Annotated in this window: 15 protein-coding genes and 1 tRNA gene; 11 read left to right on the top strand and 5 right to left on the bottom strand. The window is 64.0% G+C overall.

All coding sequences use genetic code 11. The features are described 5' to 3' along the window. Positions 1–64: 64 nt before the first annotated feature. Positions 65–151 (top strand) — tRNA-Leu (locus tag A3M7_RS0109575). A gap of 90 nt (positions 152–241) precedes the next feature. Here A3M7_RS0109575 and A3M7_RS0109570 read toward each other — a convergent pair. Continuing rightward, entirely contained in the window at positions 242–1,513 is a 1,272-nt protein-coding gene (locus A3M7_RS0109570; protein WP_027543722.1) for an MFS transporter, read from the bottom strand. A gap of 345 nt (positions 1,514–1,858) precedes the next feature. Here A3M7_RS0109570 and A3M7_RS0109565 point away from each other — a divergent pair, with 345 nt between their 5' ends. The 7 genes from A3M7_RS0109565 (at position 1,859) to ptsN (ending at position 8,487) form a co-directional block, all read left to right on the top strand. Then, the gene (locus A3M7_RS0109565) at positions 1,859–2,473 is read left to right on the top strand and encodes a ribonuclease D (RefSeq protein ID WP_027543721.1); all 615 of its coding nucleotides are present in this window, start codon (positions 1,859–1,861) and stop codon (positions 2,471–2,473) included. Positions 2,474–2,617: 144 nt separating this feature from the next. Next, positions 2,618–3,352 carry an LPS export ABC transporter periplasmic protein LptC gene (gene lptC, locus A3M7_RS0109560; RefSeq protein WP_027543720.1) on the top strand — a complete coding sequence of 245 codons (735 nt, stop codon included), beginning with the start codon at positions 2,618–2,620 and terminating at the stop codon, positions 3,350–3,352. Between the two features lie 5 nt (positions 3,353–3,357). Further along, complete coding sequence (locus A3M7_RS0109555) at positions 3,358–4,095, top strand: LptA/OstA family protein (RefSeq protein WP_049823318.1); 738 nt, start codon at positions 3,358–3,360, stop codon at positions 4,093–4,095. A gap of 213 nt (positions 4,096–4,308) precedes the next feature. Next, positions 4,309–5,331 carry an LPS export ABC transporter ATP-binding protein gene (gene lptB, locus A3M7_RS0109550; RefSeq protein WP_027543718.1) on the top strand — a complete coding sequence of 341 codons (1,023 nt, stop codon included), beginning with the start codon at positions 4,309–4,311 and terminating at the stop codon, positions 5,329–5,331. A gap of 91 nt (positions 5,332–5,422) precedes the next feature. Continuing rightward, complete coding sequence (rpoN, locus tag A3M7_RS0109545; RefSeq protein ID WP_027543717.1) at positions 5,423–7,036, top strand: RNA polymerase factor sigma-54; 1,614 nt, start codon at positions 5,423–5,425, stop codon at positions 7,034–7,036. Positions 7,037–7,192: 156 nt separating this feature from the next. Beyond that, positions 7,193–7,804 (top strand): ribosome hibernation-promoting factor, HPF/YfiA family, encoded by a 612-nt coding sequence (gene hpf, locus A3M7_RS0109540; protein ID WP_027543716.1) that lies wholly within the window; start codon positions 7,193–7,195, stop codon positions 7,802–7,804. A 221-nt stretch (positions 7,805–8,025) separates the two neighbouring features. Beyond that, positions 8,026–8,487, top strand: coding sequence for a PTS IIA-like nitrogen regulatory protein PtsN (ptsN, locus tag A3M7_RS0109535; RefSeq protein ID WP_011083550.1), 462 nt, complete (start codon positions 8,026–8,028; stop codon positions 8,485–8,487). A gap of 384 nt (positions 8,488–8,871) precedes the next feature. Here the strand turns inward: ptsN and A3M7_RS0109530 are convergent, their stop codons facing one another. Continuing rightward, on the bottom strand, positions 8,872–9,510 hold the full coding sequence (locus A3M7_RS0109530; RefSeq protein WP_049823311.1) for a TetR/AcrR family transcriptional regulator: 639 nt from the start codon (positions 9,508–9,510) through the stop codon (positions 8,872–8,874). Positions 9,511–9,789: 279 nt separating this feature from the next. Between A3M7_RS0109530 and A3M7_RS0109525 the strand changes: the two genes are divergently transcribed. Genes A3M7_RS0109525 through A3M7_RS0109515 form a run of 3 tightly spaced genes read left to right on the top strand, consistent with a single transcriptional unit; the run spans position 9,790 to position 13,355 of the window. Further along, complete coding sequence (locus tag A3M7_RS0109525) at positions 9,790–10,593, top strand: SDR family NAD(P)-dependent oxidoreductase (protein WP_027543714.1); 804 nt, start codon at positions 9,790–9,792, stop codon at positions 10,591–10,593. Between the two features lie 36 nt (positions 10,594–10,629). Next, positions 10,630–11,760 carry a DUF5938 domain-containing protein gene (locus tag A3M7_RS0109520; protein ID WP_027543713.1) on the top strand — a complete coding sequence of 377 codons (1,131 nt, stop codon included), beginning with the start codon at positions 10,630–10,632 and terminating at the stop codon, positions 11,758–11,760. Positions 11,761–11,816: 56 nt separating this feature from the next. Beyond that, positions 11,817–13,355 (top strand): long-chain fatty acid--CoA ligase, encoded by a 1,539-nt coding sequence (locus tag A3M7_RS0109515; RefSeq protein ID WP_027543712.1) that lies wholly within the window; start codon positions 11,817–11,819, stop codon positions 13,353–13,355. 223 nt (positions 13,356–13,578) lie between these two features. Here the strand turns inward: A3M7_RS0109515 and A3M7_RS48405 are convergent, their stop codons facing one another. From A3M7_RS48405 to A3M7_RS43935, 3 genes are all read right to left on the bottom strand, one after another. Then, positions 13,579–13,752, bottom strand: a complete 174-nt coding sequence (locus A3M7_RS48405; RefSeq protein WP_156936851.1) for a hypothetical protein — start codon at positions 13,750–13,752, stop codon at positions 13,579–13,581. 308 nt (positions 13,753–14,060) lie between these two features. Further along, positions 14,061–14,879: a hypothetical protein gene (locus A3M7_RS43940; RefSeq protein WP_049823310.1), complete on the bottom strand. Its 819-nt coding sequence runs from the start codon at positions 14,877–14,879 to the stop codon at positions 14,061–14,063. A 325-nt stretch (positions 14,880–15,204) separates the two neighbouring features. Further along, on the bottom strand, positions 15,205–15,385 hold a 181-nt coding region (locus A3M7_RS43935; RefSeq protein ID WP_371090135.1), incomplete at its 5' end, for a transposase.

Genomic DNA, 15,385 nt, shown 5'->3' with positions numbered 1-15,385 from the left:
TACTCATGATTTGACAAGCGCGTCACCGAACCTTAGTAACCGCCTCCGTGCCCCAAACCGGCATGCCCAGGTGGTGGAATTGGTAGACGCGCTGGCTTCAGGTGCCAGTGGCTTAACGGCCGTGAAGGTTCGAGTCCTTTCCTGGGCACCATTTTGCGGCATGTGGCCCCAAAATGGGGCTGCTCCCGATCTGCTTCGCCGTCGCGAAGATCGTTAGCGGGACAAATCCGCAGGCCCGCCCTCAGACCACCCTTCTCCCCGCCCTCTCCGCCACCGCCTTCTGCACAAAGTACATCGCGACCAGCGACACCATCGCGGACGCGACGACGACGTAGCCGATCCGGTCGAAATGGATCAGCGAGCCGTCGGGCGCTTGCGCGATGATCGCGCCGGCGAGCGCCGAACCGAGCCCGCCGGAGAGCTGCTGGAGCGAGGCGCTGATCGCGCTGAACGAGCCGCGCTGGCTGGGGTCGGGGATCGCCGACATCAGCGCCTGCGACGGGATCATGCGCGAGAAGATGCCGACGAACATCAGGACGTTGACGAGGATCGCGGTCGCGAGCGAGACGTGGCCGAGATGGGTGTAGATCAGCACCATGATCACCGACACCACGCTGCCGAAGACAAAGGTCGGGTATTTGCCGAACGCGTCGCTCGCCCGGCCGACCAGCGGTCCCGTGACGATGCTGAACAGGCCGGAGACGAGATAGATCGTCGGCAGATGCAGCATGTCGATGCCGAGATTGTTCACGGTGTAGGCGCTGGAGAACGGCATCAGCATGTACCCGCCCGTCGCCAGCAATGTCGTCACCGCGAAGGCCAGCGTGTAACGCGGCTGTCCGACGGTCGCGATCAGATGGTGGAATGGGTTCCTGTCCTGCTTCAGCCGCAGATGCGCGTCGACCGGCTCCATGGCGAAGGCGATGATGGCGATCGCTGCGATCGACAGGCCGACGATCGCAGCGAAGCAGACGTGCCAGTTCCAGTGATTGGCGAGAAACAGCCCGGCCGGAATGCCGAGCACCTGGCTCGCGGCGAACGCAGTCTGGACGAATCCCATCACGCGGCCGCGCAAGTGCAACGGAAACAGGTCGGTGATGATGGCAAGCACCACCGAGCCGATCACGCCGCCGAACAATCCGGTCACGATCCTGCCGAGCAGCAGCACGTGGTAAGTCTGCGCCATTGCGCAGAGCAGGGTCCCGAGGGTGAAGCCGACATAGAAGAACAGCAAGATGCGCTTGCGATCGAAGCGATCGGCAAAGCCGGCGGCCAGGATGCCCGACAGTCCCGCGCTGAACGCGTAGGCCGACACCGCGATGCCGAATTGGGTGGCCGTGATGTCGAGCGCGGGCATCAGGATGGCGCCGAGCGGCGACATGATGATGAAGTCGAGGATGATCGTGAACTGCGTGAACGCGAGCAGCGCGATGAGGAGGGACTGGTAGCGCGAAAAGCCGCGCGGGCGGTCCTGTTGATCGTCGATAGGCGCAGCGAGCGTCTGTTCGGTCATGACATCCTGTTGGTGGCGAGCGGGCAAGGGCGCGGGGGACCGGCCACAGATGGGGTGGGCCGCGACGATTTTCACGGGGCGCATGACGCAAGTTCTGCCGGACCGTGAAGCTCGCGCCGGGTTGTGGGATCCATGCAACAGCCCGGGGAGCTAGAAACCGTCCAATTCCGTTCGCAACCTTGATCGGGTGCCGCGCACCGGCCGCGAGATGCACGGCGGCGATCCGCCCGGGCCTATGTGGGCATGACCGCGGTTGCGCGGACGGCCCGCAATGGCTACATCGCGGGCCATCCGAATTAGCCTATTGTGTCGACAGACCGATTCGACCCGAGGTTTTGAAACGCCATGACCGTACGCCTGCACCGCGGCGACCTGCCCGACCTGTCCCGCTACACCGGAGCGGTGGCGATCGACACCGAGACCATGGGGCTGAACCCGCACCGCGACCGGCTCTGCGTGGTGCAGCTCTCGCCCGGCGACGGCAGTGCCGACGTCGTGCAGATCCCCAAGGGCCACACCGACGCGCCGAACCTGAAGGCGCTCTTGGCCAATCCCGCCATCACGAAGATCTTCCACTTCGCGCGGTTCGACGTCGCCGTGCTGTACCAGAGCTTCGGCGTCATGACCGGGCCGATCTACTGCACCAAGATCGCCTCCCGCCTGACCCGCACCTATACCGACCGCCACGGCCTCAAGGACCTCGTGCGCGAGGTGCTCAATGTCGACCTCTCCAAGCAGCAGCAATCCAGCGACTGGGGCTCCGACAGCCTGACCGAGCCGCAGCTCGCCTATGCCGCCTCCGACGTGCTGCACCTCCATGCCCTGCGCGAGCGGCTCGACGCCATGCTGGTGCGGGAGGGGCGCACGGCGCTGGCCAAGGCCTGTTTCGACTTCCTGCCGACCCGCGCCTTGCTCGACCTCCAGGGCTGGCAGGAAGAGGACATTTTCGCGCATTCCTGACACCTCAACCGGCGGCTAGGTTGGGCCAATCGCCCCGTTTCGGACACTTTCGTATCGGCCTGTCCGAGGCTGCATATTCAGGCGGCGCCGGGTACAATGGCGCGCACTTGACCGGACAAGGCGAGCGACACCTCAGGAGCCCAGGTGAATTCGGCCCAGAATCCCACCTACGACGCCGCGCTCGCGGCGAAGTTTGCCAGCGCGGCGCGCCATAGCCGTCTGGTCCGGATTCTGCGCGTCGCGGTCCCGGGTGCGGTGCTGTTGTCCCTGGCCGCCATTGTCGGCGTCTCGGTCTTCAATCCATTTCGCATGCTGCTGCCGAAGCTGCCGCTCGATTCCGGAAACATGGTGGTGTCGGGCACCAAGATCACGATGGAATCGCCGCATATGTCCGGCTTCACGCCGGACCAGCGGCCCTACGAGCTCTGGGCCAAGACGGCAACGCAGGACATCACCGACCCCGACCATGTCGACCTCAAGGATCTGCGTGCGAAAGTGCTGATGGAGGACCAGTCGACCCTGTTCCTCGATGCCCGTACCGGCCGCTTCGACAACAAGCAGCAGCAGCTCGACCTGCACAAGGACATCTTTCTTCGCACCTCGACCGGCTATGAGGCGCGGCTGAACTCCGCCTTCGTCGACATGAACAAGGGCACGGTCTCGTCGGACGAACGCGTCGACGTCAAGCTGACCAACGGCACGCTGACGGCGGATCGGCTGCGCATCACGGAAGGCGGCGATCTCATCCGCTTCGAGGGCAACGTGGTGATGCATCTGGACAAGCTGGATGACCCTGCCGTTGCTCAGCCTGCACCGGCCGAGCCGGCGCCGCCGGTGAAGACACGTTCGCCGCAGAACAAGTCCGCCAATTCAAAGTGATTTTCATGATCAGGTTTTTTTCGCGCAACGACAGCAAAAGGTGCGCCGTCATCGGTGCGGCCGCGTTGGCCGTCGGCGTCGCGCTGATTGCAACGGGCGCGGCCATCGCACAGAGCACGATGCAGGGCGTGCCGAACGCGATGCAGGGCTTCTCGCAGAACCGCGATCAGCCGATCCAGATCGAGGCCGCTTCGCTCGAGATGCGCGACAAGAAGAAGGAAGCCACCTTCGCCGGCAACGTGAAGGTCGTGCAGGGCGACACCACCATGACCTCGAAGACGCTGGTGGTGTTCTACGAATCCGGCGGCGACAAGCCCGCCACGCCGCAGCCCGCGGCGGCCAAGGGCGCGAAGTCGGCGCCGATGCAGTCGGCGACGCCGGGCCCGGGCGGCAGCTCCTCGATCAAGCGGCTGGAGGCGCGCGGCAATGTCGTGGTCACCCAGAAGGACCAGGTGGTCACCGGCGACACCGCCGTGTTCGACACCAAGACCAACCTCATCACCATGCTCGGCGGTACGGGCCAGGTGGTCCTGACGCAGTGCAAGAACGTGCTGCGCGGCGACCGTCTGATGGTCGACATGACGACGGGCGTGTCGCGTGTGGAATCCGACAATGGCAGGGTTCAGGCCCTGCTGCCGCAGGGCGGCGGCAATGATTGTGGCCAGGGCGGGCAGGGCGGCAAGCCCGGCGCGGCGTCGCCCCTGCAATTGCCCGGCGCAACTAAACCGAAGCAAACTCAATAGCTTGTGTCGGACGCTCCCGATCCGAGGTTGAAGCTTGCCCGGCGAGACTGTATCTAGCGCGCAGGGCTTTCGAAGCGGGGTCCGCCGCTTATCGGGCGTGTTTCACTGGGCATGAGACATCCCTTCACTCATGTTGCGCCGGCGAATCGTAACGCCGGTGCGGCAGATCGCGCGTAGACCGCGCAAGAAACTGCGCGAGGCTAGAAGGCGGGGATGGTCGATCTTTTCAGCATGTTCCGTCGGCGCCCCGCCAAGCGCGGCCGGCCAGGATTTGCACGTGGGGACATCACCACACTCGGTGACAGCGTCGGCGGGCTGGTGCCCAGCCCGGTGCGGGATGCGCCGCCGATCGCGCGGGACCAGCCGCTGCATGCGCCCGACCAGTTCCAAGGCGATTATCAAGCCGACTTCCCGGCCGACTATCAAGCCGAGCCGCCGCGGGCCCAGGCGGTTCACCCCGTCAGGGCGGCCGGCAGGCCGAACGGCGCCGGCGGGCCGCAGCTTCTGAAGCGGCCGGGCTTCCTGGCTGTGCATAGCGTGGAAAAGGCCTTCGGCAGCCGCCAGGTGGTGCGCGGCGTCAGCATCTATGTGCGCCGGGGCGAGGCGGTCGGCCTGCTCGGCCCGAACGGCGCCGGCAAGACCACCGTGTTCTACATGATCACCGGCCTGATCAAGGCCGATCGCGGCGCGATCGAGCTCGACGGCCACGACGTCACCAAGCTGCCGATGTATCAGCGAGCGCGGCTCGGCATCGGTTATCTGCCGCAGGAAGCCTCGATCTTCCGCGGCCTCACCGTCGAGCAGAACATCCGCGCCGTGCTCGAAGTGGTCGAGCCCTCGCGCAAGAAGCGCGAGCAGCAGCTCGACTCGCTGCTCGACGAATTCAACATCACGCGCCTGCGCAAATCGCCGTCGATCGCATTGTCCGGCGGCGAGCGGCGCCGCGTCGAGATCGCGCGCGCGCTGGCGACGCGTCCGAACTACATGCTGCTCGACGAGCCCTTCGCGGGCATCGATCCGATCGCGGTCGGCGACATCCAGGATCTCGTCCGCCATCTCACCAATCGCGGAATCGGCGTGCTCATCACCGACCACAATGTGCGCGAGACGCTCGGCCTCACCGATCGTGCCTATATCGTCTATGCCGGGGAAATCTTGACCGAGGGCAGCCCGGATGAGATCGTCGCCGATCCGGACGTTCGCCGGCTTTACCTTGGCGAGGAATTCCGCCTCTAGCCTTTTTTTGCGTTACGTCAAGGCGTGTACATCGGGCTCGGACTAGGATAAGCAAAAATCGGACCAACTTTTTGGGATCGGTTCTTGCTTCATGGCGCTCACGCAGAGATTAGAGTTCCGGCAATCGCAGTCGCTGGTTATGACGCCGCAGCTGATGCAGGCGATCAAGCTGCTGCAATTGTCCAATCTCGATCTCACGACCTTCGTGGAAGAGGAACTCGAGCGTAATCCGCTGCTGGAACGGGCCAATGACGAGGCCCCCGGCGGCGAAGCCCCGGCCGAGGCCGGCCAGTTCAGCGATTCCGACGGCGGCCACAATGACGAGCCCGGCGGCGGTCCGGGCGAGGCGTTCGAGCCGGGCCAGGAAGAATGGATGAGCAAGGATCTCGGCACCCGCGCCGAGATCGAGCAGACCCTGGACACGGGCCTGGACAACGTCTTCTCCGAGGAGCCGGCCGAGGCCGCGGCGCGCAACGCCCAGGACGCGGCGCCGACCACCTACACGGAATGGGGCGGCGGCGCCTCCGGCGACGAGGACTACAATCTCGAGGCGTTCGTCGCCGCCGAGGTCACGCTCGGCGACCATCTCGCCGAACAGCTCTCGGTCGCATTCACCGCACCCGCGCAGCGCATGATCGGCCAGTACCTGATCGATCTCGTCGACGAGGCCGGCTATCTGCCGCCGGATCTCGGCCAGGCAGCCGAGCGGCTTGGCGCCTCGCAAGCCGACGTCGAGGACGTCCTGGCCGTGCTGCAAAAATTCGATCCGCCCGGCGTCTGCGCGCGCAATTTGAGCGAATGCCTGGCGATCCAGCTCCGCGAGCTCGACCGCTACGATCCCGCGATGCAGGCGCTGGTCGAGCATCTCGATCTTCTCGCCAAGCGCGACATCGCGGGCTTGCGCAAGGTTTGCGGCGTCGACGACGAGGACATCGCCGACATGATCGGCGAGATCCGCCGTCTCAACCCCAAGCCCGGCATGAAGTTCGGCTCGGCGCGTTTGCAGACCATGGTGCCCGATGTCTATGTCCGCCCGGGTCCTGACGGCGGCTGGCATGTCGAGCTCAACAGCGACACCTTGCCGCGCGTGCTGGTCAACCAGACCTACTATTCCGAGTTGTCGAAGAAGATCGGCAAGGACGGCGACAAGTCCTATTTCACCGACGCGCTCCAGAACGCCACCTGGCTCGTGCGTGCGCTCGACCAGCGCGCCCGCACCATCCTCAAAGTTGCAACCGAGATCGTGCGCCAGCAGGACGGCTTCTTCACCCACGGCGTCGCGCATCTGCGGCCGCTGAATCTGAAGGCCGTCGCCGACGCCATCCAGATGCATGAATCCACGGTGTCGCGCGTCACCGCCAACAAATACATGGCGACCAATCGCGGCACGTTCGAGCTGAAATATTTCTTCACCGCCTCGATCGCCTCGGCCGACGGCGGCGAGGCGCATTCGGCCGAAGCCGTGCGCCACCACATCAAGCAGCTGATCGATTCGGAAGCGCCGGCCGCGATCCTGTCGGATGATACCATCGTGGAACGGTTACGCGCCTCGGGCATTGATATTGCCCGCCGCACGGTCGCGAAGTACCGCGAAGCCATGCGCATTCCATCCTCGGTGCAACGCCGCCGCGACAAGCAGAGCGCTCTTGGTAACGTCCTCTCTACCGCAATGTCCGATCGCTCGCGCAACCCTGAGCCGGCCTGATTGCGCTGGCGCCAAATCGCGCTACTCTCGCCCTCCCATCGAGACCGATCCATGCGTGCGCATGATCCGGACCCGGAAGGCCGCGCTGGCGCAGAATGTGCAGCGGTTTTTTGCATGGATCACGCGCAGACAAGAACCTAACCAAGTGAGGTTCACATGACTCTCCGCATTTCGGGAAAGAGCGTCAGCGTCGGTGACGCCCTGCGCGGCCGCGTCTCCGACCGGACCGAAGAGGTCCTGCGCAAATATTTCGACGGCAATTATTCCGGCCACATCACGCTGAGCAAGGATGGCTTCGGCTTCCGGACCGATTGCGCGCTGCATCTCGATTCGGGAATCACGCTGGAGGCCGATTCGAACGCAGCGGACGCCTATGCCAGCGCCGACCAGGCCCTCGTGATGATCGAGAAGCGGCTCAAGCGCTACAAGAGCCGGCTCAAGGACCGCTCGGCCCGCAAGGCCCATGTCGCCTCCGCCGCGCTCGCCGCCATGGATGCCACGAGCTACGTGCTGGAGGCGCCGGGCGAGGGTGAGGACGAGGATGAGGTGACCGGCTACAGCCCGGTGATCATCGCCGAGGCAACCACCTCCCTGAAGCAGCTCTCGGTCAGCGAAGCCGTCATGGAACTCGACCTCAGCGGGGCACCCTGCCTGGTATTCCAGCATGGATCCAGCGGCCGGGTGAACATCATTTACCGCCGGGCCGACGGCAATGTGGGCTGGATCGACCCGCCCGGAGGCAAGGCAGATGGCAAAGTGGGCGGTTAAGGCCGGATTCGGGCCCCGTACGATCCGCAGGCCTTAACAATGACCGGGGCAAAGCCGCACGCAGGAGTTGGCACCGGGATTGCGTTGGAGTAGAAGCGCCCCACATCAGGACCGGGGCTAAGTCCCCCTCTTGCTTCACCTTCTTGACGCCGGCCCGGCGTGGTTCTCCCCAAGCTGGCCAATTCGGAACCTGACGGTTTAATTCACCTCGGAAACCCTCCATGCCGATTACCGATCTGGTCGCACCCGAGGCGATTCTCCCGGCATTGAAGGTCAACAGCAAGAAGCAGGCCTTGCAGGAACTCGCGGCCAAGGCTGCCGAGCTGACTGGGCAGAACGAGCGCGCCGTGTTCGAAGTGCTGCTGCAACGGGAAAAGCTCGGCACCACCGCGGTCGGCTACGGCGTCGCCATTCCCCACGGCAAGCTGCCCAAGCTGGAAAAGATCTTCGGCCTGTTCGCGCGCCTCGACCGCCCGATCGATTTCGAGTCGATGGACGGCCAGCCGGTCGATCTCGTCTTCCTGCTGCTCGCCCCCGAAGGCGCCGGCGCCGATCATCTCAAGGCGCTCGCCCGCATCGCCCGCCTGCTGCGCGACCAGGACATCGCCAAGAAGCTGCGCGCCTCGCGCGACGCCCAGGCGATCTATTCGGTGCTGGCGCTGCCGCCGGCGACCGCGGCCTGATCATACCTCTCTCGTGCCCCGGACGCAGCGCAGCGCTTCTTCAGCGGTGCGCTGCAGAGCCGGGGCCCACCGCCGAGCGTCATCTGTGTGGCGCTGGGTCCCGGCTCTGCGCCGCCATAGCGCGTCGAAGACGCGCGTGAACGCGCTTATGTGCGCGTTGCAACTTGTCCGGGACACGTGAGTTGGGCGCCGTAGCCTCACATTCCGTCATTGCGAGCGCAGCGAAGCAATCCAGACTGCTTCCGCGGAAAGATTCTGGATTGCTTCGCTGCGCTCGCAATGACGGTGCGGAAACATCATAGCTCAAAATGAAAACAGGCACGTCCTCAGAACGAATCTGCTTCACAAAAGCGATATGAGCTTCGTTGGCGCCGCTCGTTTGCTTCAGCAGACCGTCGGCAGCAGGCGCCGGACTTCGTCGAGCAGTTCGGGAACAGCCGTCTTGTCACCCGCGAGGTGCTTGAGCAGCGCACTCTGGAACAGACCGTCGAACAGCGCATAGAGCGCGGCCGGCGACGACGCCGGCCGCTTGCCGCCGAGCTCGGCATAGCGGGAGGCGATGCGCCAGATCATCGCTTCCAGGCTCTTGTCGATCTCGAGTACATCCTTGCGAAACGCTGCCTCGAACATCGCCTGCGAGCGCAAGTCGTACCAAAGACGGTGCATCCGGGCTTCGTTCTGCAGCGTTGCTGCGAGCTTGGCGAGGAACCCCTCCGTCAGTTCGTCGCGGCTCGTTGCTGTCGCGACGACCTCGTCATATCGCGTCACGCACTTCGCCTTGTAGTGGCGGACGCAGCAGCAGATCAGGTCAAGCTTGTCGCTGAAATAATAGTGGAACACGCCGTGCGTGAATGCCGAGTTCTGCGCGATTTCGCGCAGGCTGGTGCGTGCGAAGCCGAGCTCTCCAAGCGTTTCGAGCGCGGCCTCGGCAAGCTCGACGCGCCGCGCGTTGAACTTCTCGTCGCGCAGCACCTCGGCCGCATCTGCCACACGCCGGGCCGCTCCCGTCACCTGCCGCGCCATCTCGTCCCTTCCTCAGTCCCGTTCTTTCAAGGACTTCTACCGCGTCGACCGCGGAATGCTCCATCCCCTCACAACCACTTCCTTTGACAACTGTCAAATTCGTTCTTGACAAGTGTCAAGATTCGGGCGGAGGTTCGCACCAAGAATTTGGACAGTCGTCAAGACGTCCGACCATGGAGGAACGCTTCGCTGGGTGCCGCCGAAAGGCCTGCGCCCATCGACCTGGTGCGCGCCTGATGGCGCAGCACGAATCGATCACCAGCAACGGAGGAGTGCGTCATGAGTGGGAAGAGCCTTGCAGGCAGGAAAGCCCTGGTCACCGGCGGTGCTAGAGGAATCGGCGCGGCCATCGCGCAAGCGTTGGCGCGAGCCGGCGCCTCGATCATGATCGCCGACATCCTGGAAGAGACCGGCCGCGCCAGCGCAGCCGCTATCGCGAAGGAAGACGTCGCCACGGGCTTCGTCCAGCTCGACGTCACCGACGACGCGCAATGGGAGCGGGCGGTTGCCAAGACCGTCGCAACCCTCGGCGGTTACGACATTCTGATCAACAATGCCGGCATCGAGATCACGTCGCTGATCTCCGAGGTCAAGGCCGAGGACGCGCGGCGGATGTGCGACGTCAATATCGTTGGCACCGTGCTCGGCATGAAGCACGCCTTCCGTGCCATGCGCCCGGGCGGGCCCGCAGGCAAGGGCGGCGCCATCGTCAACATCGCCTCGGTTGCGGCAACGATCGCCTTCCCGAGCATCGCGGTCTACTCCGGCACCAAATCCGCGGTTGACCGCATGACGCGGGTCGGAGCGATGGAAGCCGGCAAGCTTGGTTTCGGCGTGCGCGTCAACTGCATCTATCCGGGCCTGATCCCGACCGACATGGGCATGCAGCTCGCCAACGACATCGTCAAGGTCGGGCTCGCGGCTGACGTCAACGCCGCGGTCGGCTCGGTGGTGGAGCAAACCCCGCTCGGCCGGCTCGCCGAGGTCACGGACATCGGCGATGCCGCGGTGTTCCTGTGCTCGAACGAGGCGCGCTTCATCACCGGCATCGGACTGCCGGTCGATGGCGGCATGGGCATGTAACGACAAAGCCGACAACAAGCATTTCGGAGGAACGCAATGAGCGAGAAGAAGCCCGTCATCGTCTATGGCGCTTCCGGCTATACCGGCCGGCTGGTCTGTGAATACTTGCGCGAATACAACATCCCCTTCATCGCCGCCGGCCGCAGCAACGAGAAGCTCAACGCCGCGATGAAGTCGAATGTAGCGGGCATCGAGACCGCCGACTACGAGGTGGTTAAGGTGCCGCACACCGTGGCTGCGCTGACTGAATTGTTCAACGGCGCCTCGGTGGTGCTCAACACCGTGGGTCCCTTCGCCAAATTCGGCGGCGAAGTGGTGCAGGCTTGCCTCGCTTCCAAGTGTCACTACACCGACACCACCGGCGAGCAGGACTGGCTGATCACGCTCGAGCAGGAGTGGGGCACGAAGTTCGCTAATGCCGGCCTGCTGCTGGCGCCGGGCATCGCGCAGATGTACACCACCGGCGAGATCGCCGCGCAGCTGTGCCTGGAGACGCCTGGCCTCGACACGCTTGATATCGCCGTGTTCTGGGGTGGCAGCCCGACCATCGCATCGACGCAGACCATTTTGGTCAACGCCGCGATGGCCAAGGCCTACTACCTCGAGCAGAACAAGTACGTCGAGCATCAGCCCGATGCCGGCCTCTACAACCTCGCCATCCCCGGCCAGCACGAGCTGGCGCTGGCGCTGCCCTGGGGCGGCACCTCGCACCCGGTATGGTTCAAGCGCGATCCGCGCGTGGCCAACGTGAAGGTGCTGGGCGGCGTGTTCAACCGCGCGCTGATGCTGGGCGTGCCGCAGATCGTCGCCGCCGCGCTGCAGGCGACCAAGGACATGAACCCTGACGACCGCTACGCCGCGTTGGCGCAGACCGCCGCCGGTGTGATGAACACCATGCCGCCGCGCGAGAACCCGCGTGTCAACAAGTCGCTGGATTCGGTGCATGCCTCCGGCCCGTTGGGGCGCGCGCACTGCATCATCTACGGCAACAGCAACTACAAGCAGACCGGCTTGCTGCAGGCCTATGCCGCGGCGCACCTGCTGCAGCAGCCGCCCAAGCGCGTGGGCTTCGCCTCCGGCTGCCAGGCGTTCGGCCATCACGAGCTGCTCGGACAATTGCGCAGCTTCGGGCTCGTCAGCAAGCCTGTTCTGACCGTGCACGATTAGGTCAATCGCGGGTGGCGCGGTCCCCCGCGTCACCCGCTGCCGCTTCGGGAGCGAACATGCGCTTCATCGACTATCTCGACAAGGGTGCCTCGCTCGGCCCCGACGCGCCGTGCCTCACCATGGATGGACGCGACCTCAGCTATCGCGAGGTGCAACAGCTCAGCTATCGCATCGCGCGCGGGCTCGCGCGCTCCGGCATCGCGCCCGGCGAGAAGGTCGCAATCCTCTCCGGCAACGACCCGGTCGCGTTTGCATGCGTGTTCGGCATTTCCCGCGGCGGTGCGGTCTGGTGCCCGATCAACCCGCGCAACGAGGCGGCCGAGAATAAAATCATCCTCGACCAATTCGACTGCAGCCTGCTGCTGTTTCATTCGAGCTTCGCGCCGATGGTCGAGGCGGTGCGGGCAGAGCTGCCGAAGCTGCGCACGCTCGTCTGCCTCGATGCCGAGTTGCCTTTCGCGCCCTCGTTCGACAGCTGGCTCGCCGGCCTCGCCGACGACCACTATCAACGTGCGACGATCGACGATCTCGCGATGATTCCCGGTACCGGCGGCACCACCGGCAAGCCGAAGGGGGTCATGCTGTCGGGCCGCAACATCGAGGCCATGACGGCACTGACGCTGATGGGCTATCCCTTCAAGGGCCGCCCGGTCTATCTTGCGCTCGCGCCGCTGACCCACGCGGCCGGCGTGCTGTGTTTCCCGATCATGGCGCTCGGCGGCCGCATCGTGATCATGCATCACCCCGACATCGCCGAATTCCTCGATCTGATCGAGGGCTACCGCGTCACGCACACCTTCCTGCCGCCGACCGTGATCTACATGCTGCTCGATCATCCGAAGCTCGACTCCGCGAAGCTCTCCTCGCTGCAATGCTTCTGGTACGGCGCGGCGCCGATCTCGGCCGCGCGGCTTGCGGAGGCGCTGCGGCGTATCGGGCCGATGGCGCAGCTGTTCGGTCAGACCGAAGCGCCGATGATGATCTCGATGATGGCACCGGGCGAGCATTACAATGCCGACGGCACGATCGCGATTGAGCGTCTCGCCTCGGCCGGGCGGATCAGCCCGCTGGTGCAGGCCGGCATCATGGATGGTGACGGCAATTTGCTGCCAACTGGCGCTCGCGGCGAGATCGTGGTCCGCGGCTCGCTGGTGATGGAGGGCTATTACAAAAATCCCGAGGCCACGGCGGAGGCCTCCGCGCATGGCTGGCACCACACCGGCGACATCGGCTACCTCGACGACGACGGCTACCTCTACATCGTCGATCGCGCCAAGGACATGATCATCACCGGCGGGTTCAACGTCTACTCGATCGAGGTCGAGAACGCGCTGCGGGCGCATGAGGCGGTGCAGGATTGCGCCGTGATTGGCCTTCCGGACGAGAAATGGGGCGAGCGGATCGTTGCCGTGGTGCAGCCCCGCACCGGCCAGAGCGTCGATGCGACGGCGTTGGCGGCCTTCGTCAAGCAGCGCATCGGCAGCGTCAAGACACCCAAGCAGATCGAAGTCTGGGATGATCTGCCGCGCTCCAAGGTCGGCAAGGTGCTGAAGCCGGACATCCGCGCGCGGCTGGCAGGCCGCTCAGGCGACTGAGCCTTGTACTCATAGACATAACGTCCGCTTTCGAAGTGCCGACTCAACCCCGTCGACTTAACGCAGGCGTTAAATCTCTCCGCTGGGTTTCAAATCCTGGCCTGGGGACGCTATGCCCGCTACGAGGGGCGGACCGGACGTGGGTCGCTAGTTCGGGAATGTTTGCAAATGAACCCGTAGCCGACACAGGGCAAGGCATCCCCCTTAGTCGTCTCTAGGCTACTTAGAACACCGCCCACTTAAACCAATGGAAATGGGTATCCAGGGTGACAGCTAGGTTGCCTAACGAGACGATGATGCCGACAATCGTGGCCACAGTTGGCAGATTGCCAATTTCGTAAGTTTTGGCCGTGCTTCCAGCCGTGGTTTTGACATGCAACAAGGTGGATTCGAGCATTCTGAGATCCTCTCCTGATGGTTGAATTAGTCGCTGGCACATCAGGGGTACCCGGGCGTGCCGTCTCGTTCAATATAGCGGCATTACCCTTGAGGTAGATATAATCTCAAGCTCTCGTGAAGGTTGCTTCATCACGCGCAGGCGTTCGGCGTGATCCTTTACAACCCCTCAGCTCTCAACCTACGCATTGAGCGTGGGGCCCCGGCAAATGTTTGACCCGTAGCGGGCGGCGCAAGCGAGTAGCTTTTGTGAGCGAGCGTGACTCGCTCGCATCACGCTGTGAAGCTTGAACGCTGCTAGCAGCCACTTCAATTCGTCGTGGTCTTGCCGCCCCGCATAGACACGAGCTTTTCCTCACGAAATCGGAGAATGAGCCACGCGGTCTCATCGAAACCGTCTGCGAGCTTTCCCTCGTGAGAATACACGATCTGAGCAGCTTCCGACCTCGACGGCGGTCCCAGCGCCGTGACTACCTCCAAACGCGACATACCTAAATGCAGCTTGCCGTCGAAGACGAGGGGCGCGAACTTTTCCGGGATGATGGCGCAATCGGTCGAGGTCTCGGTGTCTTTCTCGGTGAGCTCTTCAACGATTTCTGTGACGCGATGGTCCGGGCCGCCCATCTCTCCGCTGGACACGACCCATAATCGATGCTGCGCGCGCCGATAACACAGCCAATAGATGCTATCTCCAGCGTCGCCTTGGTGTTGGATGGTCCCTTCGCCCACGGCTTCGCGAACCGCGCCGAGCCGCGTCTCTTCGAAGCGGCCGGCGAATGCGCCTAGCGAAAAGCGGGTCGCCAATCTCTTCACGACTGTCGGCGGCACGCGCTCGAACGCATGTTCGTCGACTGGGGGCGGCGGTGTCTGCGCGGAGCAGTCGTTCGCGGGGATCGCGAAAAGGAGAAGGAGCAAGAAGAGCGTCTTTCGACCATCAACTCCGAATTGCCTTACATTGGAGATTGAGCGCTTCTGCAATAGCTCCTTTCCCTTAGCAAGGATGGCGTCAACATCGAGATCTTTGACGCGGCCAGCCGCTCTGTCCGCCAGTCCTCTATATATTTCTCGCCTCAGCAGGTCGCGCTCAGGCGTCGAGAGTGCGGGCGTCAGTTTCTGAGTGTCGGACACGTCGGCCTATCTCCTGCGATGAAGAAAGGCACAACATATCATAGCTGACGTGTGGAGGAGCCTCCCTCACCCCACCGCCTTCACTTGGCTTTGGCCGGCCCACGTGCTGCATATTCGAGCAACGCCGCGATTGCGGCTGCAGCATTGAGCGGAAGCAGCGGCGATGACGCACTGCATCAGCTAAGGGCCATGTGTGGACGGCTGACTTCCGCTGTTGGCCGATTTTGTTGCAAAAGTCGGCTGTGTGCGATGGATCGTTCGGCATTTTCACTTGGGGCGACGGGGTTTGGTCCCGCGCCCCCGCGCTCTCTACGCAACTTTTACGCTACGCAATACACAGAGCCTGAGCGGGTGGCGGTCGCGCAACCAGCGATGCGAGCCTCCTTAGGTTCTGAGCGGTGGCGGCCAGAACGAACTCGTCCTGAGCGCCTCGTGGACCACGCAGTCGAAGCCGACCGAGCTTCAGGATGCGCTTCAAGTGTGCGAACCGCATCTCGATCTTCTTG

Origin of the sequence: Bradyrhizobium sp. WSM2254 (genome assembly GCF_000472645.1) — a bacterium.
GTDB classification, from domain to species: domain Bacteria; phylum Pseudomonadota; class Alphaproteobacteria; order Rhizobiales; family Xanthobacteraceae; genus Bradyrhizobium; species Bradyrhizobium niftali.
This window is presented reverse-complemented; position numbering and strand designations above follow the sequence as displayed.

What these genes read in the sequence shown, in the direction of transcription:
- A3M7_RS0109515 (WP_027543712.1), top strand. Translation starts at nt 11,817, where the DNA reads ATGCGCTTCATCGACTATCTCGACAAGGGTGCCTCGCTCGGCCCCGAC.
- rpoN (WP_027543717.1), top strand. Translation starts at nt 5,423, where the DNA reads ATGGCGCTCACGCAGAGATTAGAGTTCCGGCAATCGCAGTCGCTGGTT.
- ptsN (WP_011083550.1), top strand. Translation starts at nt 8,026, where the DNA reads ATGCCGATTACCGATCTGGTCGCACCCGAGGCGATTCTCCCGGCATTG.
- A3M7_RS0109530 (WP_049823311.1), bottom strand. Translation starts at nt 9,510, where the DNA reads ATGGCGCGGCAGGTGACGGGAGCGGCCCGGCGTGTGGCAGATGCGGCC.
- A3M7_RS0109565 (WP_027543721.1), top strand. Translation starts at nt 1,859, where the DNA reads ATGACCGTACGCCTGCACCGCGGCGACCTGCCCGACCTGTCCCGCTAC.
- A3M7_RS0109520 (WP_027543713.1), top strand. Translation starts at nt 10,630, where the DNA reads ATGAGCGAGAAGAAGCCCGTCATCGTCTATGGCGCTTCCGGCTATACC.
- A3M7_RS0109570 (WP_027543722.1), bottom strand. Translation starts at nt 1,513, where the DNA reads ATGACCGAACAGACGCTCGCTGCGCCTATCGACGATCAACAGGACCGC.
- A3M7_RS0109525 (WP_027543714.1), top strand. Translation starts at nt 9,790, where the DNA reads ATGAGTGGGAAGAGCCTTGCAGGCAGGAAAGCCCTGGTCACCGGCGGT.
- lptB (WP_027543718.1), top strand. Translation starts at nt 4,309, where the DNA reads ATGGTCGATCTTTTCAGCATGTTCCGTCGGCGCCCCGCCAAGCGCGGC.
- A3M7_RS48405 (WP_156936851.1), bottom strand. Translation starts at nt 13,752, where the DNA reads ATGCTCGAATCCACCTTGTTGCATGTCAAAACCACGGCTGGAAGCACG.
- A3M7_RS0109555 (WP_049823318.1), top strand. Translation starts at nt 3,358, where the DNA reads ATGATCAGGTTTTTTTCGCGCAACGACAGCAAAAGGTGCGCCGTCATC.
- hpf (WP_027543716.1), top strand. Translation starts at nt 7,193, where the DNA reads ATGACTCTCCGCATTTCGGGAAAGAGCGTCAGCGTCGGTGACGCCCTG.